General features: G+C 32.0%; 18 protein-coding genes and 1 other RNA gene. 11 read left to right on the plus strand and 8 right to left on the minus strand.

The genetic code is table 11. The features are described from left to right. Positions 1 to 132: 132 nt before the first annotated feature. Positions 133 to 948 (minus strand): purine-nucleoside phosphorylase, encoded by an 816-nt coding sequence (locus BM024_RS07070; protein WP_090678756.1) that lies wholly within the window; start codon positions 946 to 948, stop codon positions 133 to 135. Then, a complete protein-coding gene (lpxK, locus tag BM024_RS07075; protein ID WP_090678757.1) occupies positions 896 to 1945 on the minus strand; it encodes a tetraacyldisaccharide 4'-kinase in 1050 nt (349 codons plus the stop codon). The genes BM024_RS07070 and lpxK overlap by 53 nt, the downstream gene beginning before the upstream one ends. A 76-nt stretch (positions 1946 to 2021) precedes the next feature. Between lpxK and BM024_RS07080 the strand changes: the two genes are divergently transcribed. From BM024_RS07080 to BM024_RS07095, 4 genes are all read left to right on the plus strand, one after another. After that, positions 2022 to 3116 carry a Nif3-like dinuclear metal center hexameric protein gene (locus BM024_RS07080; protein ID WP_090678758.1) on the plus strand — a complete coding sequence of 365 codons (1095 nt, stop codon included), beginning with the start codon at positions 2022 to 2024 and terminating at the stop codon, positions 3114 to 3116. Between the two features lie 2 nt (positions 3117 to 3118). Continuing rightward, positions 3119 to 3898, plus strand: coding sequence for a zinc ribbon domain-containing protein (locus BM024_RS07085; protein WP_090678759.1), 780 nt, complete (start codon positions 3119 to 3121; stop codon positions 3896 to 3898). A gap of 164 nt (positions 3899 to 4062) precedes the next feature. After that, entirely contained in the window at positions 4063 to 4941 is an 879-nt protein-coding gene (gene rluF, locus BM024_RS07090) for a 23S rRNA pseudouridine(2604) synthase RluF (RefSeq protein WP_090678760.1), read from the plus strand. 134 nt (positions 4942 to 5075) lie between these two features. Continuing rightward, positions 5076 to 5519: a hypothetical protein gene (locus BM024_RS07095; RefSeq protein ID WP_090678761.1), complete on the plus strand. Its 444-nt coding sequence runs from the start codon at positions 5076 to 5078 to the stop codon at positions 5517 to 5519. 149 nt (positions 5520 to 5668) lie between these two features. On the opposite strand, the gene rny is transcribed toward BM024_RS07095, so the two are convergent. From rny to BM024_RS07115, 4 genes are all read right to left on the minus strand, one after another. Then, positions 5669 to 7231: a ribonuclease Y gene (rny, locus tag BM024_RS07100; protein ID WP_090678762.1), complete on the minus strand. Its 1563-nt coding sequence runs from the start codon at positions 7229 to 7231 to the stop codon at positions 5669 to 5671. 50 nt (positions 7232 to 7281) lie between these two features. Beyond that, a non-coding RNA gene (ssrS, locus tag BM024_RS07105) (6S RNA) lies at positions 7282 to 7389 on the minus strand. A 55-nt stretch (positions 7390 to 7444) separates the two neighbouring features. Continuing rightward, positions 7445 to 7741 (minus strand): cell division protein ZapA, encoded by a 297-nt coding sequence (locus BM024_RS07110; protein ID WP_090678763.1) that lies wholly within the window; start codon positions 7739 to 7741, stop codon positions 7445 to 7447. 7 nt (positions 7742 to 7748) lie between these two features. Next, entirely contained in the window at positions 7749 to 8039 is a 291-nt protein-coding gene (locus BM024_RS07115; protein WP_090678764.1) for a hypothetical protein, read from the minus strand. Positions 8040 to 8227: 188 nt separating this feature from the next. On the opposite strand from BM024_RS07115, the gene BM024_RS07120 reads away from it, so the two are divergent. From BM024_RS07120 to BM024_RS07135, 4 genes are all read left to right on the plus strand, one after another. Beyond that, a complete protein-coding gene (locus BM024_RS07120) occupies positions 8228 to 9907 on the plus strand; it encodes a M23 family metallopeptidase (protein WP_090678765.1) in 1680 nt (559 codons plus the stop codon). A gap of 12 nt (positions 9908 to 9919) precedes the next feature. Further along, complete coding sequence (locus BM024_RS07125; RefSeq protein WP_245753872.1) at positions 9920 to 12379, plus strand: TonB-dependent receptor plug domain-containing protein; 2460 nt, start codon at positions 9920 to 9922, stop codon at positions 12377 to 12379. Between the two features lie 60 nt (positions 12380 to 12439). Then, positions 12440 to 13177, plus strand: coding sequence for a hypothetical protein (locus BM024_RS07130; RefSeq protein WP_090678766.1), 738 nt, complete (start codon positions 12440 to 12442; stop codon positions 13175 to 13177). Between the two features lie 79 nt (positions 13178 to 13256). Continuing rightward, on the plus strand, positions 13257 to 15227 hold the full coding sequence (locus BM024_RS07135) for an endonuclease (RefSeq protein ID WP_090678767.1): 1971 nt from the start codon (positions 13257 to 13259) through the stop codon (positions 15225 to 15227). Between the two features lie 98 nt (positions 15228 to 15325). Here the strand turns inward: BM024_RS07135 and BM024_RS07140 are convergent, their stop codons facing one another. Next, positions 15326 to 16075, minus strand: a complete 750-nt coding sequence (locus BM024_RS07140) for a DUF4369 domain-containing protein (RefSeq protein WP_090678768.1) — start codon at positions 16073 to 16075, stop codon at positions 15326 to 15328. 5 nt (positions 16076 to 16080) lie between these two features. Then, on the minus strand, positions 16081 to 16404 hold the full coding sequence (locus BM024_RS07145) for a YbaB/EbfC family nucleoid-associated protein (RefSeq protein ID WP_090678769.1): 324 nt from the start codon (positions 16402 to 16404) through the stop codon (positions 16081 to 16083). 137 nt (positions 16405 to 16541) lie between these two features. Between BM024_RS07145 and BM024_RS07150 the strand changes: the two genes are divergently transcribed. The 3 genes from BM024_RS07150 to BM024_RS07160 all read left to right on the plus strand — a co-directional run bounded on the left by BM024_RS07150 (position 16542) and on the right by BM024_RS07160 (position 20852). After that, positions 16542 to 18602, plus strand: a complete 2061-nt coding sequence (locus BM024_RS07150; protein ID WP_090678770.1) for a S9 family peptidase — start codon at positions 16542 to 16544, stop codon at positions 18600 to 18602. An 81-nt stretch (positions 18603 to 18683) separates the two neighbouring features. Continuing rightward, a complete protein-coding gene (locus tag BM024_RS07155; RefSeq protein WP_090678771.1) occupies positions 18684 to 19724 on the plus strand; it encodes a cysteate synthase in 1041 nt (346 codons plus the stop codon). Positions 19725 to 19976: 252 nt separating this feature from the next. Further along, positions 19977 to 20852 (plus strand): ABC transporter ATP-binding protein, encoded by an 876-nt coding sequence (locus tag BM024_RS07160; protein ID WP_090678772.1) that lies wholly within the window; start codon positions 19977 to 19979, stop codon positions 20850 to 20852. The last annotated feature ends 2 nt before the right edge of the window (positions 20853 to 20854 follow it).

Consider the following 20854-nt stretch of genomic DNA (forward strand, 5'->3'; position numbering starts at 1 on the left):
GTTATTGAATTGTAATGAAAGGATATCCATTTGTAATGTCCTTGTTAAAGTAAAGTTACAATAAATTAAAACACTTGCAATGATTTTAATAAATCTTTGTGGGTATTCGTAAAATAGTACTATAAAGATTAATTATGTGTTTATTATTAGGTTTTTAATCAATGAGTTTGCTTTTGGTTCAGCTTTTTTAACAGCATTTAGTACTTCTTGATGGCTGAGGTTTGTAATACCTTCTTCATTTCCCATATCTGATATTATGGAAATACCAAAACAAGATATATCCATATGCTTGGCAACTATTACTTCAGGAACTGTAGACATACCTACACAATCCGCACCTACTAGGCGTACCATTTTGTATTCAGCTAAAGTTTCAAAACTAGGTCCTTGTAGTCCATAATATATACCTTCTTTATAAGGTATATCATTAGTTTTTGCTTGTTGTTTCGCGATTGCAATTAGTTCTGGTGAATAGGCGTTGTGCATATTGAGAAATCTAGGTCCAAATCGTTCATCGTTTTTTCCGCGTAAAGGATGTTCTGGAAAAGCATTAATATGGTCTTTGATAATCATGATGTCTCCAATTTGAAAAGAAGGGTTAACCCCTCCTGAAGCATTAGATACAATTAATGTATCAACTCCAAGAAATTTCATTGTGCGGATAGGGAATGTTACTTGTTGCATGTTATAGTCTTCATAATAATGAAATCTTCCTTGCATTGCTATAACCTTTTTGGAGCCAATAGTGCCTAAAATTAGATTGCCTTTATGGCCTTCCACAGTTGAGGTTGGGAAATTTGGAATTTGATGGTATGGTATTTTGTAAGTGATTTCAATTTCATCAATGAAATTACCGAGCCCAGATCCTAATACAATTCCTATAGTAGGTTCAAAATTATCTGTTCTTTCCTGGATGAATTTTACTGTTTCTTGAACTTTTTCCCACATAGTCTAAAATGATTTTATCCATCTTCTCTTTATCTTTAAGAAAAGAGGTTTGGATTGGTAAATAATATAATTGGTTAGCAGGTAACTGGTTCTTTAAACGTACGAAATCTTTTTCAGTTGTAATAATTTTATTTCCATTAGCTTCTACTAAAATGCGATTAATATCAGTTTTTGTGAAATTGTGATGGTCAGGAAACGAAAGGCATTTTGTATATTCTGTTTTTAAAAAATTGAAAAAGCTTTGTGGTTTAGCTATGCCGGCAATTAAAATGGCTTCATTAAAATTCACTTCATTGATAGGGATACTATCGATATTTGAAATAAAATGATTACTATAATTTATATATGTGAAAAATAATTCTTGGTTTGTTTTTAGCCGTAAACATCTTTTAACTTCTTCTATACTATTATTAGTTAGGTTTTCTGGACATTTGGTTACGATTATAATGTCTGCACGCTGAGCTCCTTTACGAGTCTCTCTTAAATTACCAGCAGGCAACATGAAGTCTTTGCAGTATAATTCTGAATAGGTGGTTAATAATATATTTAGTCCAGCTTCAACTGCTAAGTGTTGGTATGCATCATCAAGTATGATTACATCTAATTCAGGATGTTTTTCTAGTAGGTTGTTAATCCCATTTACACGATTTGTATCAACAGCTACTTTAGTCGATTTAAATTTATGATGGTATTGATAAGGCTCATCCCCGATTTCTTCCATTGTTGTTGAAGCATCGGCTATTATAAAACCAGAGGTTTTTCTCTTGTATCCTCTGCTCAATGTAGCGGTGTTATATTTAGTGTTTAATAAGCGTAAGAGGTATTCTACAAATGGTGTTTTACCAGTTCCTCCAACGCTTAGGTTACCAACTGTAATAACGGGTTTTTCAAACCGTGTTCTTTTGAGTATATTAGCAAAATACAAAGCGTTTCGTACGTCAGTAATAATCCCGTAAAGGATAGAGAAAGGAAATAAAAGTTTTCGTAGTTTATTCATAGTACGAAAATACCAACTTTTTTAACTTTGAAGAAATAATAGATACTTAGAATTTAACTTATTTACACACATTGAAATGAAAATTAGTGAGTTTTTACCTACACTTGAATTACTAGCTCCGTTAGCTTATGCTGAGGATTTTGATAATGTAGGTTTATTAGTAGGAGAGTTTGAACAAGATATTACGGGGGTATTGGTTTGTCATGATGCATTGGAAGAGGTAATAGATGAAGCGATTTCAAAGAATTGTAACTTTATAGTGTGTTTTCACCCGATCCTTTTTTCTGGCTTAAAGAAGATAAATGGTAAGAACTATGTAGAAAGAGCTGTAATTAAGGCAATAAGAAATAATATTGCTATTTATGCCATACACACAGCTTTGGATAATCATGAGGATGGGGTAAATAAAATTTTATGTGATACATTGGGAATCATAAATTCAGAAGTGTTGATACCAAAAACAAATTATATTCAAAAATTGGTAACCTATGTTCCTGAGGGGACAGACGAAAAGGTGAGGGAAGCATTGTTTCAGGCTGGGGCTGGATCGATAGGGAATTATAAGAGATGTAGTTTTAGTTCGAATGGCATTGGGAGTTTTGAAGGAAATGAGCGTAGCACTCCCAAAATCGGAAAAAGAGATGAGTTTGTAGAGCTTAAAGAAATCAAGATAGAAGTAATATTTGAAAGACATTTACAAAAATCTATTTTGAAAAATCTGTTTAAAAATCACCCTTATGAAGAAGTAGCTTTTGAAATTTATAATTTGGAAAACAAACTTCAAAATGTAGGTATGGGGAGAATTGGTTTTTTGGAGACGCCAATGAATGAGGAGGAATTTTTAAGAATGGTTAAGTCTAATACAAAAGCTGGAGGTATTCGATTTTCCTCGTCTAGAAACAAGCCTATTCATAAAGTTGCTGTGCTTGGAGGTTCGGGAAGTTTTGCTATAAAAGATGCAATTCAACAAGGAGCAGATGCATTTATAACTGCCGATTTAAAATATCACCAGTTTTATGAAGCAGAAAATCAAATTTTATTAGCGGATATAGGTCATTATGAAAGTGAAAGATTTACAAAAAATTATATAGTTGAGTTTCTTTCAAAAAAAATGCCTAATTTTGCCGTTATTTTATCTACTGTAAATACAAATCCAGTTAACTACATATAAAGATGACAAAGAAAAAAGAACAAACCGTTGAGGATAAATTAAGAGCCCTATACGACTTGCAATTGGTTGACTCAAGAATCGACGAAATTAAAAACATGAGAGGGGAGCTACCTTTAGAAGTTGAAGATTTGAAAGATGAGGTTGCTGGTCTTAACAAACGCTTAGAGAAATTACATGTAGATCTTTCTAATATCGAAGTAGGTATTAAAGAAAAGAAGGCTTCTATTGATGGGTTTAAAGAGGCAATAAAAAGATATACAGAACAACAAAATGATGTTCGAAACAATAGAGAATTTGACTCTTTGACAAAAGAAGTAGAATTTCAAAATCTTGAGATTGAGCTTGCAGAAAAACACATTCGTGAAATGAAAGCAAGTATTGAATTCAAAAAGGAAAATATTAAAGAAACGCAAGAAAAATTAAATGGAAGACAAGAGCATTTAGATCACAAAGTAAGTGAATTAAATAGCATTATGTCTGAAACTGAACGCGAAGAAAATCTTTTGAACCAAAAGTCTGTTGAATTGCAAGAAGACATTGAAGCGCGTTTATTAACAGCTTATCACAGAATTAGAAACGGAGTCCGTAACGGTTTAGCTGTTGTTTCTATTGAGAGAGGAGCGTCTGCTGGTTCTTATTTTACAATACCGCCTCAAACGCAAGTTGAGATTGCTGCGAGAAAGAAAATTATTACGGATGAGCACAGTGGAAGAATTCTTGTTGATTCAGCATTGGCGGAAGAAGAAAGAGAAAAGATTGAAGCGATGTTAGCTAAAATCTAGTTTATATAATACGAGATATTTAAGGGCTAATTCAATTTGAATTAGCCCTTTTTTTTGTAGATTAATAAGGTGTTTCTGTTTTAGAATTGGTTTATTGAAATGAATGATTAGATAGGTGAGATTAAAATTAAGGTCTTTAGTAATAAAATGTATAATTTTGTAAAATGGAATTAAATCAAGTACGCTTAAATAAGTATTTATCAGAAGTAGGATATTGCTCAAGAAGAGAGGCCGACCGATTGATAGAACAAGGCAGAATTACCGTAAATGGTAATGTGCCTGAAATGGGGTTGAAGGTGACTCCTGAAGATGATATTAGAGTAGATGGTGAAAAGATTAAGGATAGCAATGAAAAGCCTATTTATTTGGCTTTTAATAAACCCGTTGGAATTGAATGTACTACCAATACTAATGTAAGGCATAATATTGTTGATTTTATTAATTATCCAAAGCGTATTTTTCCTGTTGGTCGCTTGGATAAAGCGAGTGAAGGTCTGATTATTATGACTAATGATGGGGATATTGTCAATAAGATTCTTCGACAAAAGAACAATCATGAGAAAGAGTATATTGTGACAGTCGATAAGTCTATTACAGATGAATTTATAGAAAAAATGAGTGAAGGGGTTCCTATTTTGGATACTGTTACTAAAAAGTGTAAGGTTGTTCAGATTTCAAAGTACATTTTTAGAATATTTTTAACACAAGGTTTAAATAGGCAAATTCGTAGGATGACTGAGTATTTAGGATATGAAGTAGTTGCTTTAAAGCGTGTTAGGATTATAAATATTTCATTAGATGTTCCTGTAGGTAGGTATAGAGAGCTTACTGTTAATGAGCTTGATGAATTAAATAAATTGATAGCTCCATCATTGAAAACAGAAGAAGCTAGTATTGATTCTGAATCCACTATAGAGACGGAGAAAAGGACTAACTTCGGAAATAGTGGTGTTGCTAAAAAGAAATTTGAAAGAGAGCGTACGACACCTAGACAAACTCGTCAATTAAAAAATGAAAGAAGAAATTCAAGAAGAGAAAAGTAATTATTGTAGAGAAGATGCTAATCCATCATAATGTTGTTTGATAAATATTAACGTTTATAGGTTTTTATTAAGATTTTTATGATGCCTAATCTATATTATTTTCTATATTTGAAAATTGATAAACTATTTTGATTATGAAAAAAATAACGTTGACATTAATTGCATCAATTGCTATATTGTTTGTGTCTTGTGATGAGAGTGATGATGCTGTAACTTCAAAAAAAGTGGACCCAGCTGCTCGTATTTCGCCTCCAGCTTGGATCGTAGGAAACTGGAAAGTTTCTGGAGCAAGTATTAAAGGGATTAATTTTTCGAAAGATGATATGTGTCAGGTTCTTGTAAATGATGGGAATCTATGTTATAAAGAGAAAATCACTATTTATAATAATGCTTTTTTAAAGAATATAGTTAAGGAGACTACAACAGCTGCAAACTATGATATTGAGATTATTTTAAATGATGAAATAGTTGAATATCATTTTGAAATGATTGACTCATTAAATGTTAATTGGAATGTTCTTGATAAGGAAGATCCGAATATTATAAAGAATGTATATAGAATGAGTAGACCTAAATAAATAGAGCTGCTGTTAATAAAAGTAAAAAGCTGTTTCCGTAAAAGAAACAGCTTTTTTTATTTTATTTTTTCAGTTTAAAGAAGAATTTCCTATATCAAAAAAGGCGAATAAACTATGTTTATTCGCCTTTTTATTATGTCAACAAGAATTTACTTGGCAATATTAACTGCTCTAGTTTCTCTAATAACTGTAATTTTAACTTGTCCTGGATATGTCATTTCAGTTTGTATCTTTTGAGAAATATCAAAGGATAGTGTAGCTGCCATATCATCAGTGACTTTTTCGCTTTCTACAATAACTCTAAGTTCACGACCTGCTTGTATAGCATAAGAGTTTTTTACTCCATTAAAGTCATTTGCGATACTTTCAAGGTCTTTTAATCTTTGTATGTAAGAATCTAGAACTTGACGTCTAGCTCCAGGTCTAGCTCCAGAAATAGCATCACAAACTTGAATTATTGGAGAAATTAATGAAGTCATTTCTATTTCATCATGGTGAGCTCCAATAGCGTTGACAACTTCTGCTTTTTCACCGTATTTCTCTGCCCACTGCATACCGAGTATAGCATGTGGAAGTTCACTTTCTGTTTCAGGGACTTTACCGATATCATGTAGTAAACCAGCTCGTTTAGCAAGTTTTACATTTAATCCAAGTTCTGCTGCCATTAAACCACATAGTTTAGCTACTTCTCTAGAGTGTTGGAGAAGGTTCTGTCCGTAAGAAGAACGGTATTTCATCCTACCTACAATCTTAATAAGCTCTGGGTGTAAACCATGAATACCTAAATCGATAACTGTTCTTTTTCCAATTTCGATTATCTCCTCGTCTATTTGTTTAGTTGTTTTTGCAACAACTTCTTCAATTCTCGCTGGGTGAATTCTACCATCAGTAACAAGTCTATGTAATGATAGACGAGCTATTTCTCTACGTACAGGGTCAAAGCAAGAAAGGATGATAGCTTCTGGAGTATCGTCAACTATAATTTCTACACCAGTAGCAGCTTCAATAGCTCGGATATTTCTACCTTCTCTACCGATTATTCTACCTTTAACATCGTCAGATTCAATATTAAATACTGAAACGCAGTTTTCAACTGCTTCTTCTGTACCAATACGTTGAATAGTATTGATGATAATCTTTTTAGCTTCTTGTTGAGCTGTTAATTTAGCTTCTTCAATGGTGTCTTGAATAAAAGACATAGCATTAGCTTTTGCTTCGTTCTTTAAGCTTTCTACAATTTGATTCTTAGCTTCTTCAGCTGATAAACCAGAGATCACTTCAAGTTTCTCAACTTGAGCTTTGTGAAGTTTCTCAACTTCTTCTTGTTTTTTAGTTAGTTGTTCAAGTTTAATAGTGTATTCTTCAATTTTCTTATCACTGTCTTCTGAAGATTTTTTAGCTTTTGCTAATTCACTTGAAATTTGAGATTCTTTGTCTCTTGTTCTTTTTTCAGCTTCAGCTATTTTTTTATCACGAGCTAGAATAACTTGTTCGTGTTCAGCTTTTAGCTCAATAAATTTTTCTTTAGCTTGGAGTATCTTTTCTTTCTTAAGTGCTTCGCCCTCAGCTTTAGAATCTCTAAGCATATTGTTAGCTTCGTTAGTAGCGTTTTTTAAGATTGAAGATGCGTTGTTTTTTTCTAGATATCTTGCAACTGCAATTCCAGCACCAAATCCAATTACTGTACCTACAATAATGAATATTATTTCCATAGTTTTATTAAAATTATATATAAAAAAAGCTCACATTAGGGAAGTTGCATAAACTCGAAAATAGACAAGTTTTGAGCTAAATTGCTGTTCAAGGATCTGCGTGATGCAGCGTGCTTTAGTAGCAAATATTCACCCATTTTAATTTGTTAGTGTTGAGTTTATCAAACAGGTACTAATGTGAGCAGTATCTTAGTTTTATGTAAAGAACGTTTTTTATTCTGAGAGGATACGGGTTAGATTTTCATCAAGGTCCATTAGTCTATTTATTGCACTAACATAACTTTCTGAAGTGTCTATTTTTGTCTGTTCTGTTTGTGATGCAAATTGTAATGCGCACATAGCTAGAACATCTTGTTTGTCTCTAACAGCATAATTTTCTTCAAACTGATGAATCATCATATCAATTTTTTTAGAAGCAGAACGCAATCCTTCCTCTTGAGAATACTCAACTGTTAGTGGGTATACTCTATCTGCAATTGATATTTTTATTTTTAAAGGTTCATCACTCATAAGTCAACTATTTTGAAAGCTGTACAATACATTGATCGATTTCGCGAATTAATGAATTTATTTTGAGTTTCGTATCTCTTTTATTCTCGTCACTGCCCAGTAATGAACTAGCAAGCTTTAAAGACTCATATTTTGTTTGCAATACTGTTAAGTCTTTTTCTTTTTCTTTTAGGGTCTCTTCTGTTCTCAATAACCTTTTTTTTAAATCATTATTAGAGGACTCTAAAGCGCTTAGCTTTTGTATAAGTTTTGCAAACTTGATTTCAATTGAATCAATAATTTGATTTAGTTCACTCATTTATACTTTATCATACATTACTTATGTTACAAAGTTACTATTACTAACTCAAATTTAAAAGGTTTTTATTTAAAAAAAGTAATTTATTTAGCAAAAAAGAATAAGCTTTTGGTTCTTATGGAGTTAGTTTTTTAAGAAACTTTCTGAAATTCAATCTGAATTTTTCTAAATTAGCAAAAAAACAATTTATGAGGTACTTGTATTTTATGTTATTATGTGGTCTATCTCTTAATGCTCAAGTTGATATTGGGAGTTCATTTGAGAGCCCTTTAAGAATAGATATAATTCCTTCAGGTACTTTTGGAGAACTAAGAAATAATCATTTTCACGCGGGTTTGGACATTCGGACCCAGCAAAAAACTGGTTTTCCTATATATGCTCCTTTTGATGGATATGTGTCCCGAATTAAGGTTTCTAGTTTTGGATATGGGAAAGCATTGTATATTGATCATCCTGATGGTATTACTACAGTGTATGGACATTTAGAGGCTTATAATGGGGATATTGCAACTTTTGTAAAAGAACGTCATTATAGTGAACAAAATTTTGAAATTGAAATGTACCCTAAGAAGAACGAGTTAAAAGTGAAGAAGGGAGATGTAATTGGTTTTACGGGTAACTCTGGTGGGTCTGGTGGACCTCATTTACATTATGAATTTAGAGATACAAAAACACAACAAATTTTAAATCCTCTTGCTTATGGTATGAGTGCCTTTGTGAAAGACACGAAAGTTCCCATAGTTAATTCTGTGACTGTATATGCAATTGGAGAAGGTGCTCTTGTAAATCAGACTGCAATTCCGAATCAATTAACTTATAAGAAAAGAGGTAGTAATCTATTTGTAGATCCAATAAAGGCAAAAGGTTTAATTGGTTTTGGAGTAAACTCATACGATGAGTCGGATTTTAATTATGCAAAAAATGGACTTTATAGTATTGAGGCTTCCTTGAATGGGGAACTAGTATATGCGTATATTTTTGATGCATTTTCTTTTAGTGAATCAAGATATGTAAATGCTATTATTGATTATTCGATTTACACTAATACAAATCAACGAGTTCAAAAATTATTTGCAGAAAAATATTTTCCATTGTCCATAATAAAAAAAGATAGAAATAAGGGTCTTGTCGACGTTAAGCCGGGAGAAAGTTATAGTTATAAGATAGTTTTATCTGATTTTCATAATAACAAGACTACAATTCATATACCGATCGAATATAGTCCTTTGGATTCTAAGCACGATCCAAAAGAGAATGTTGGAACATTTATCGATTCTGGAAAAGAATATATATTTGAAAAAGATAATTTTGTTGTGGAGTTTCCATCTGGCGTTTTTTATAATGACTTTTATTTAAATATGTCTTCAGATGAAAGACGTTTATCTCTTCATGATAGTTCAGTTCCTATTCACAAAAATATTACGATTACTTTTGATGCTAAGGATATTTCAAACATTAATTTCGACAAGGCGTTTTTAGGTAGAATCTCGAAGGGAAAAACGGAATACTATACAACACGAAAAAGAGGTAAAAAATTCTCAATTCGAACAAGAGAATTTGGGGATTATACTTTAATAGATGATTTGGAAGTTCCTGTGATATATAAACCTAGTTTTTCTGAAGGAGAATTGTTGACAAATAGTAATAGAATTGAATTTTACATTAAAGATGATTTATCAGGAATTGAATCTGTCGCAGGATTCATTAATGATAAATGGGCTTTGTTTGATTATGATTACAAAACAAATAAAATAGTACATTTGTTTGAAGACGGTATAGTGTCTTCAGGTAAAAATGAGGTATCTATTGTTGTAAAGGATAAGGTGGGAAATGAAGCGAAATTTCAAACTCACTTTTATATTAAATAAGTAAAACATCTTTTGAAGTATAAATATATTATAACACTCCTTTTTCTAGGGAGCTACATAGTAACATATGCGCAGATAGCGCAGGTTCATGGTATAGTTCTAAATGAGAAGCGACTTCCTGTTGCTAATGTGGTTATTAGCGATGGGGGAGAAAAGGTTGTAGAAACCAATGAATTCGGTTATTATCAAATATTATTAAATGTTCAAAAAGAAGTAGAGTTAAAATTTACTCATGATGGATATCAGACTTCAAAAACTTGGTTGTCGTTAAAACCCGATGAAGTGAGAGAGGTGCACATACTTCTTATAACAGACAATGAAACTTTAAGTGAAATTATTATTCACAAAGATTATGAAAATAGAAATGGGTCTATTTTATTATCACCTTCTTTAGTTCGGAAAATTCCTGGAGCCAATGCAGGTGTTGAAAATTTACTAAAAGCTTTACCAGGTGTTAATTCTAATAATGAGTTAAGTACTCAGTACTCTGTTAGAGGTGGTAACTATGATGAGAATTTGGTTTATGTAAATGAAATTGAAGTTTATAGACCATTTCTGGTTCGATCAGGACAACAAGAGGGATTGAGTTTTGTGAATTCCGACATGGTTGAAAATATATCCTTTTCAGCTGGAGGTTTTCAGGCAAAGTATGGAGATAAGTTATCATCAGTATTGGATATTACTTATAGAACACCAGAAAGATTTCAAACGTCTTTAAATGCTAGTTTTCTTGGAGGAGGTGTAACTGTAGATTTGATTTCTAGAGACAAGAAATGGAGCAGTATTACAGGTATTCGTTATAGAAATAATAAACTATTGGTTGATAGTAAGGAAACTGAAGCGCATTATAGTCCTAGATTTTTAGATCTTCAAACGATAATTAATTATATGAGCTCTCCAAAATGGAGTTGGAGTTTTTTGGGGAATATAAGTACTAATAAGTATGATTATGAACCTTTAAAGCGACAAACAAACTTTGGAACACTTGATAACCCAACTGCTTTGATAATTCATTATAATGGAAAAGAAAAGGATTCTTATAAAACGTTTTTTGGATCTGTTAAAGGGGCTTTTAAACATAATGAAAACACCATGTTTACATGGACTACGGGGGCTTATCACGCTCGAGAGCAAGAGTATTACGATATTGAAGCTTCTTACTATTTGGGAGAAGTGGAAACTAGTTTAGGGTCTGAAAATTTTGGAGATGTCAAGTATGTGAAAGGGGGAGGAACTCAGTTAAATCATGCAAGAAATGACTATGATGCACTGCTATTCAATACTGAGTTGAAAGGAGTGCATGAGTTTTTAAAGAGCGATCTAGAATGGGGAGTAAAATATAGTAGAGAAGATATAAAAGACAGGATGGTCGAATGGGAAGTTATAGATTCTGCTGGCTATGTATTACCTGATCCTATAAAAAAAACATCAAAGTATGAGCCTTACGAACCTTTTGTTGGACCATTATTACCGTATCAGAATGTAAGAGCGACAAACTCTCCAGTTATTAATCGAATACAGCTATATGGTCAGTGGGGACATAGGATGAATTGGAGAAAAGTTGATGCTTGGGTGAATTTAGGTATTCGTGGACATTATTGGAATATAATTGAAGGAGATCAAAAAAGTAAGGGGAAATTTGTTCTGAGCCCTAGATTGCAATTTGCTTTGAAACCACATTGGGATAAAGATATGTTATTTCGTTTCGCAGTAGGAGTTTATCAGCAACCCCCTTCATATAGAGAGCTTAGGTCTATGGACGGTACTCTTAATTTGGATTTAGAGGCTCAAACTTCTACACACTTAATTTTAGGAAATGATTATAGTTTTGTTATGTGGGGACAGCCGTTTAAATTAATGACAGAGGTTTATTATAAGGTGCTTTCAGATGTGAATGTTTATACGGTTGATAACGTTAGAATTAGGTATAGGGCAGATAATGAAGCAGAAGCTACTGTATACGGTATAGATATGCGTTTATACGGGGCTTTTGTTCCCGGGGCTGATTCATGGGTTAGTATTGGTTATATGAAAGCAGAAGAGAATTATAAAGATCGGGGAGTCATTTCTAGGCCTACAGATCAAAGATTGAAATTCGGATTGTTGTTTCAGGACTATATGCCTTCTATTCCCAATTTTAAATTGTATTTGAATTTAGTCTATAATACGGGCTTACCTGGAGGGTCTCCTTCTTATGCTGACCCTTATCAATATCAAGATAGACTTAAGGATTATAGAAGAGTTGATGCCGGATTTTCTTATGTTTTCAAAGACTCTCAATTAGGTCAAGAAAAAGTATGGTTAAAGAAAATAGAAGAGTTATCTGTTGGCTTTGAAATATATAACCTTTTTGATAATCAAAATGCTATTACTAATACTTGGGTTCGAGATGTTTATACCAAAAATCAATATGGTATTCCAAATTATATGACTACTAGGACATTTAATTTGAAAATAAATTTGAAATTTTAAATAAGTTTGCCTTGCACTCATTTTTCTTTTTATCTTTGATATAATAAAAAGCTTAATAATATGGATTATTTTAAGGCTATAGTTTGTTTGGGAATGGTGTCATTGTTCATGTCTTGTAATAAAGAAGAACAACCGAAAGTAATCTACGAACAAGAAAAAGTAGTTGTGCCAGAGGTTAAAAAAATTGATACTACGCAAATTAAAATAGCTGATTTACCTATTTTGATGGAGGGGACGAAATACTTAATTCATCCTATTGGAGATGTTCGAGTGTATGATATACCTTCTAAATACGGAACGAGTAAAGTGAATCAGGTTTCTTATGCTATTTCCAATTATAATAGATTTGAATTAACTGGTTATTTTCAAAACCTCATGTTTCAACATATTGATTCAGTAACATTACATCCGTTATCTGAAGTTGTGATGCAAATTCAAACAGCTACTTATCTGAATACTATAGCAGAAAAGACTAAAAAGCAGATTTTGGTTTATAGTGTTTTTGATGAGGATACTAATAGAGATGGAAAAATAGATTCAAAAGATATTAAATCGCTTTATATCAGTAATATAAATGGTTCCAATTTTAAGAAATTATCTGAGGAACTTCATGAAGTATTAGATTGGAGTGTAATAGAGAGCCAGAATAGATTATATTTTAGAACTATAGAAGATATCAATAAAAATGGTGCGTTTGATAAAAAGGATAATGTAAATTATTATTATCTTGAGCTTGATAAGGATATATGGGAAATTCATAGTTATAACCCTTTTCAGTATAAAACAGAAACTAACTAATCTTTTTTATAGAGGAGATTGTCTTTTAGGCAGTCTCTTTTTTTTTGCTTTTTATATATAAAAGAAATACAACTTGCATATGAATAAAACTACCTTCATTCTGTTTTTTAGTTTAATTTCTGGTTGGTCTGTTAATGCGCAACTTGTCATTAATGAAGTTGATTCTGATACAAAAGGGATCGATAATAAAGAATTTATAGAGTTAAAATCGGATATACCTTATTTTTCATTAGACGGAATGATATTGGCTTTGTTTAATGGAAATCCAACCTCTAGTGACGCTAATCGAATTTATCATTCCATAGATTTGAACGGATTAAAGACCGACATTAATGGATTGGTCTTGATTGGAAATAATGGTGTTTCTCCTGTTCCTTCAAAGATAATTGCAGATAATACAATACAAAATGGACCAGATGCTGTAGCAATTTATAAAGGCAATATCAGTGATTTTCCAATTTACAAAGTAGCTACGAAAGTTAATTTGGTTCATGCATTAGCATATAGCAATAATTCAAGTAGTGCTAAGGATTTAATGGACTCATTAGGACTGAGTATAATTTACAATGAAAATCAATTTGGAGATAAGGATAACCATTCTATTCAACGAAAATCTGATGGAACCTATGAAGTAAAGCTTTCAACGCCAGGTGTGCTCAATGATGGAGGAGGAGTGACAGCTCTTGGTATTTCAATAGAGCCACAAAATACTTCCGTAGGAGAGGGAGAAGATTTAGAAATTATTTTTAGAGTTAATGAGGTTTTAAAGGATAGTTTGCGAATAGAATATTCGTTAAAAAACAGCAATTTCAATGAAAGTGATTTCAAGGGCCCTTTATTTGTTGTAATTCCCAAAAATACAGATTGGGCATCAGTTGTTATTGAGGTTATAGATGACGGAGTCAATGAAGGTGATGAAGAAATGGTTATTGCAATGAATTCATTGCCAAATGGATTTGTAGCTTTGAATAATAATCTGATAGTTCGGATTATTGATAAAAATTATTCTAAAGCGAATTGGGGAACTCCCGTTAATCCTACTTATGGAGAGGCAGTGTCTACTCAACCAATAGATTATTATGCTTTTTTGAATAATAAGTCAGGAGAAGAATTGAGAAATGCTTTAAAGAGTATTATTGCAGATGACTTGATTGTTAGAAAGCATACTTATGGAGATGTGGTTGATATTTTAAAGATATCTGATCAAAATCCTGAAAATAGCAGTGAAGTATGGTTAATGTATTTAGAGAAAGAAAGATCAAAATTAGATTATCAATTAACATCTAATAGTGTTGGAACTTGGAACCGTGAACATATATTTCCACAATCTAGAGGTGGTTTTGCGGGGGCAATGCCAACTTGGTCAGATGGAATTAATAAATGGGAGAGTACAAATGCGGATGATTTAAGTGCAGCACATTCCGATGCACATCATATTAGAGCAACAGACGGACCAGAAAATAGCTCTAGAGGTAACAAGAGTTATGGATCTGGAGGGTACAATGGACCCACAAATACAAAAGGAAGTTGGAAAGGAGACGTTGCGAGGTCATTGTTTTATATGTCTATACGTTATAATGATCTTGATGTTAGTCGAGGTTTCTTACCAACTTCAACATCTTTTAAAATGGGAGATTTAGATGCGTTATTGGAATGGCATAAAACGGATAAAGCTGATGATTTCGAGATGAATAGAAATAATGTTATTTACGAATGGCAAAAAAACAGAAATCCATTTATAGATATGCCAGAGCTAGCAGATTATATTTGGGGAGAACATGCGGGAGATATATGGAATAATAATTTAAGTATTAAAAAACATGAATTTTCAAAGGTTGTGATTTACCCTAATCCCGCTACTGAATATTTTTACATTCAAGGAGTAGAAAATGGCTCTAAAATTTTAATTAAAACATTGGCAGGAGAAATAGTGTTAGATGTTTTGTATAATGATAGGGAGAAAGTTCCAGTAAATTTTGCTAAGGGAATGTATATAGTTACTATTACTAGTAAAAAAGGAACAGAAACAGTTAAGCTACTCGTTAACTAAACTACGGTTAGTTTTGAATGAAGGTTAATAAGAATTAATTTAAAAAAAAGAGCTAACTCATTAATATAGTTAGCTCTTTTTATTGATAATGAAATTATTTATTCTGACTGATTGTCGGTTGCTATTGGTTGATTTTCTGAATCTTTACGTTCTTTTATAAATGCTTCAAGTAGCTTACCGTAATGACCATTCTTAACTTCTAAAGTCAAAGAGTTGTTTATGGTGTCTAAGTATTTTATTTGACGATCATATAAATCCATTAGAGCGATATATGGTGATACATCTGAATTCTTATGGTTTAATGCAAAATTGACAGCATTTAAATATTTTCTAGCAACCATCTTTTTAGAAAGCGCCATAAGGCTATCTTTTTGATGTAAAGCATTTTGATTTTCAGCTTTAATTATATCAATGATCAATTCATTTTGACGATCTGTAATAGCACTTCTGGTCTTAAGATATTCTTTATAAATATCATTATTTTTAGAGCCAGTTACTTTTGCATCACTATAGAACTTTTTTAAAGTTGTTTCAATTGTTATGGTTCCAGGTTCTGCGAAAAACATCAATTCATTATCCATGGAGTTCGAAGAACCCCTATCCAAGGTTAGATAATACATTTCTGGTGAGTCAATATTGAATTGACGTGAGAAATTAGAATCACCTTTAACAACAATCGAGTCTAGTGTAACTATTGTAGTGTCTTGAATTTTGTGTAAGTATAAAACACCTTGTTTTAAACCTTCAACTTTTCCATTAATAGTTAAGTTTCCATTAACTTCTTTTTTATCACATGAGATAAAAAGCATTGTTCCTAAAAATAAGATTGGTAGTATGTATTGTTTCATGTAAGTTATTTAAAAAGATCTAACCCCGGAATATCTGGCATGCCATCCTTTGTTACAGCAGCTAATTCAACTTCATTAATTTCTGAAGCTCTGGTGATAGCATTGTTAAGTGTAAGAATTAAATAGTCTTCAAGTTGTTCTTTGTCTTCTAGTAATTCTTGGTTTATTTCAATTGATTTAATAGTTCTATTTGCTGTTAAAGTAACCTTTAAAAGTCCATCCCTACTTTGTTCGTCTATTAATACGAAATCCAATCTTTTTTTAGTTTCTTCAATTTTGGCTTGAGTTTCTTTTAGTTTGCCCATCATGCCCATTAAGTCTCCAAACATTTTTTATGAATTAGAATTAGTGAGACAAATGTATTAAAATCACTTCACAATCAATCAAGAAATAAGTAAAATGAAAAGTAACAATACTTGCTGGTTTTTTGTAGTACTTTTGAGACTCATAAAAGTGTTTTAGTAGAATGAAGATAAAAGCAGAAAGACCAGTTGCAATCATTAAACCAGAGGTTTTGTCTATTCACGGACAAACTCGAATAGATAATTATTATTGGATGAATGAAAGAGAGAATCCAGAAGTGATTAATTATTTAAATGCTGAGAATAGTTATTTTGAAGAAATGACAAAGCATATAAAATCATTGCAAGAGGAATTGTTTTTAGAAATGAAAGCAAGAATAAAAGAAGATGATAGTTCTGTTCCGTATTTCTATAATGGCTATTATTATATTACGCGATTTGAAAAAGATAAGGATTATCCTATCCATTCTAGAAAGAAAGGATCGCTAGAAGCGGTGGAGGAAATTATGTTCGACTGTAATGAAATGGCAGAAGGGCATACGTTTTTCCACTTAAGAGGAATCAATGTTTCTGAAGATAATCAGTGGGCGGCTTATGGCGTTGATATTGTCTCAAGAAGAGAATATATTATTTATATTAAAAATCTTTTTACTGGAGAAACCCTTGATACTACTATAGAGAAAACTACTGGTAGTTCTGTTTGGGCAAGTGATAATGAAATCTTATTTTATTCAAGAAAAGATGAGGTGACTTTACGTGCAGATAAAATTTATAAGCATAAGTTACACGATAAAGAAATCAATGATATATTGGTTTTCTTTGAAGAAGATGAAACTTACAATACTTTTATTTATAAAGAGAAGTCTAAAAAGTTTTTGGTTATCGGGTCAGAGAGTACACTTACATCAGAGTATCGAATTTTGGAAGCTAATAATCCAAATGGTGATTTTAGAATATTTCAACCAAGAGTACGAGGACTTGAATATAGTATTACACATTACGATAGTCAGTTTTATGTAATGACCAATAAAGATGATGCTTATAATTTCAAATTAATGCATGTAGGAGAAGAAAAAACCGAAATGCAGCATTGGAAAGAGTTAATTGCTCATTCCGATAAGACATTATTGGAAGGTATTGATGTGTTTAGTAATTATTTGGTAGTCTCAGAAAGAAGAAATGGTTTGCCTAGAATTAAAATTCAGCCTTGGGATTCCTCGGTAGAATCATACTATTTACCTTTTGAAAGTGAAACGTATACTGCGTATACCGGTGCTAATGTTGATTTTGAAACAGAGATTCTACGATATGCATACCAGTCACTTAAAACACCATCATCTGTTATAGATTTTAATATGCGAACAGGCGAGCAAATTGTGATGAAGGAGCAGGTTGTTTTAGGAGCTTTTAATAAGGATAATTATGTTGAAGAGAGAATCTGGGCAAAAGCAAAAGATGGAGTAGAAGTCCCAATATCTTTAGTATATAAGAAAGGTCTTTTAAAAGATGGTAATAATCCGTTGCTATTATATGGCTATGGAGCATATGGAGCAACAATGGAAGCTTATTTTTCAAGCATTCGATTAAGTTTATTAGATAGAGGTTTTATTTATGCGATTGCACATGTTCGTGGAGGAGAAGATTTAGGACGTGATTGGTATGAGGATGGAAAATTGTTTAATAAGAAAAATACTTTTCAAGATTTTATAGATTGTTCGAAGTATGTTATTGAACAAAAATACACATCATCTTCTCATTTATATGCAGAAGGAGGTTCGGCTGGAGGGTTGTTAATGGGCGTTATAGCGAATGAAGCACCAGAATTATATAATGGATTAATAGTTCAAGTGCCATTTGTAGACGTAATAACTACTATGTTAGATGACACAATTCCTTTGACTACAGGTGAATATGATGAGTGGGGTAATCCAAACGAGAAAGAATTTTATGAATATATAGCGTCATATTCTCCTTATGACAATGTTAAGAAATCTAATTATCCTAACATGTATGTGACAACAGGATTACACGATTCACAAGTTCAATATTGGGAACCTGCTAAATGGGTTGCTAAACTTAGAGAATTTAAAACTAATGATACTTTGCTATTATTCGAAATAAACATGGATACTGGTCATGGAGGTGCATCCGGAAGGTTTGAATCGCTAAAAGAAGTTGCGAAGGAATATGCTTTTTTATTAGATTTAGAAGGAATACGAAAGTAATTCGCTTTTTTTTATTAAATTTGCTCTGTTTTAGAGGTCTAAAGGATAGTACGAATTAGAGCCTTAATTAAAATAATACTTATGAAAGAAGAGATTAAAGCCTGTAATAATCTGTTGGAGTTAATTGGTAATACACCATTAGTAAAGTTAAACAGAATTAGTGCAGGATTGAAAGGAAATTTCTATGCAAAAGTAGAAGCTTTTAATCCAGGGCATTCCACGAAAGACAGAATAGCCCTTCACATAATTGAAGAAGCAGAAAGAAAAGGAATTTTAAAACCTGGAGATACCATAATAGAAACTACATCAGGAAATACTGGATTTAGTATTGCTATGGTAAGTGTTATAAAAGGATATGAGTGTATTTTAGCAGTAAGCTCTAAATCCTCAAAAGATAAAATAGACATGCTGAGAGCAATGGGAGCAAAAGTGTTTGTTTGTCCAGCAAATGTATCAGCAGATGATTCAAGATCTTATTATAGTGTAGCAAAAAGACTTCATGAGGAAATGAAAGGTTCTGTTTATATAAATCAGTATTTTAATGAACTCAATGTTGATGCACATTATAAAACTACGGGTCCAGAAATATGGGAACAAACCAATGGTAAAATAACACATTTAATAGCGTGTTCTGGTACTGGAGGAACAATTTCAGGAACAGCTCGGTTTTTAAAAGAGATGAATCCTAACATTCAAATTCTTGGTGTTGATGCTTATGGTTCTGTTTTGAAGAAATATCATGAGACTAGAGAGTTTGATTCGTCTGAGATTTACCCATACAGAATTGAAGGTTTAGGAAAGAATTTAATACCAACAGCTACAGATTTTGATGTTATCGATCAGTTCATGAAAGTTTCTGATGAAGAAAGTGCTCATACGGCTAGAGAGCTTGCTAAAGTTGAAGGACTATTTGTAGGTTATACATCTGGAGCAGCTTTTCAAGCAGCCAAACAGTATTCAGAAGAAGGAGTTTTTAATGAGAATAGTAATGTTGTTCTAATATTTCCAGATCACGGGTCTCGATATATGAGTAAAGTTTTTAGTGACGATTGGATGAGTGAACAAGGTTTTTTTGATAATGTAAATTTACAAGCCGAAAACCATGTAGAATACATTAAATAAATATCGATTTTAATAGATTATAGAAAAGGAAACTCTCTTTAGGGTTTCCTTTTTTTATTTCTACTTTAAGTTAATCAAAAAGCAACACTTCAAGTGTTGCTTTTTTTGTGTTATGTTGAATTATTTAGTCAGGTTTTGGAATTAGAGTTGGTTTTTGTTTTTTAATTTAAATATTTTATCTTAAAAATCAGATAAAGTGTAACGAAAGGGAATAGTTATATACTAATAGATGTAACCAATAACCAAAGTAACATGAAATTAGTGATTAAAAACTTGAGTAAAACTTATAGAAATGGTGTAAAAGCATTAGATGATTTGGATATAGAGATAGGAGCAGGAATGTTCGGCTTGTTAGGGCCAAATGGTGCTGGTAAATCCACTTTAATGAGAACAATCGCTACTTTACAGAAACCTGATTCAGGGTCCATAGAGTTTAATGGTATCAATGTATTAGAAGAACCGATGGCATTGCGAAAGATATTGGGATACTTGCCTCAAGATTTTGGAGTTTATCCAAATATGTCTGCACTTGATTTATTAGATTATTTTGCAAGGTTAAAGGGAATATCAAATGTTTCTCAGCGCAATGAAATGGTTTCAAGAGTATTGGAAGTGACAAATCTATTTGAGGTTCGTAAAAAAAGTGTTAGTGGTTATTCTGGAGGGATGAAACAACGCTTTGGAATAGCTCAATTGCTTTTGAATGATCCAAAACTAATTATTGTTGATGAACCAACAGCGGGATTAGATCCTGCAGAGAGACATAGATTTTTAAATGTTCTTAGAGAAATAGGAACAAATAATACCGTGATTTTTTCTACTCATATTGTAGATGATGTGAATGAGCTTTGTCATGAAATGGCAATTCTTAATGGAGGGAAATTATTAGAACGTAATACACCAAAAGAAGCGGAGCAATCTTTGGAAAAAACTATATGGACCAAAGAGGTTACTCGAGAAGAAGTTACAGATTTGGAAAAATCATTTGATATACTTTCGGCGAAATACAATCAAGAAAATAAGTTGAATATTCGAGTGTATTCTCAAGATTCTTTATCAGATACGGGTTTTACACAGGCAAAACCGAATTTAGAAGATGTCTATTTTGTTGCACTTAAAAAAAACTAAGC

It is taken from the genome of Myroides guanonis (assembly GCF_900114085.1).
In the GTDB taxonomy this organism is placed as follows: Bacteria; Bacteroidota; Bacteroidia; order Flavobacteriales; family Flavobacteriaceae; genus Flavobacterium; species Flavobacterium guanonis.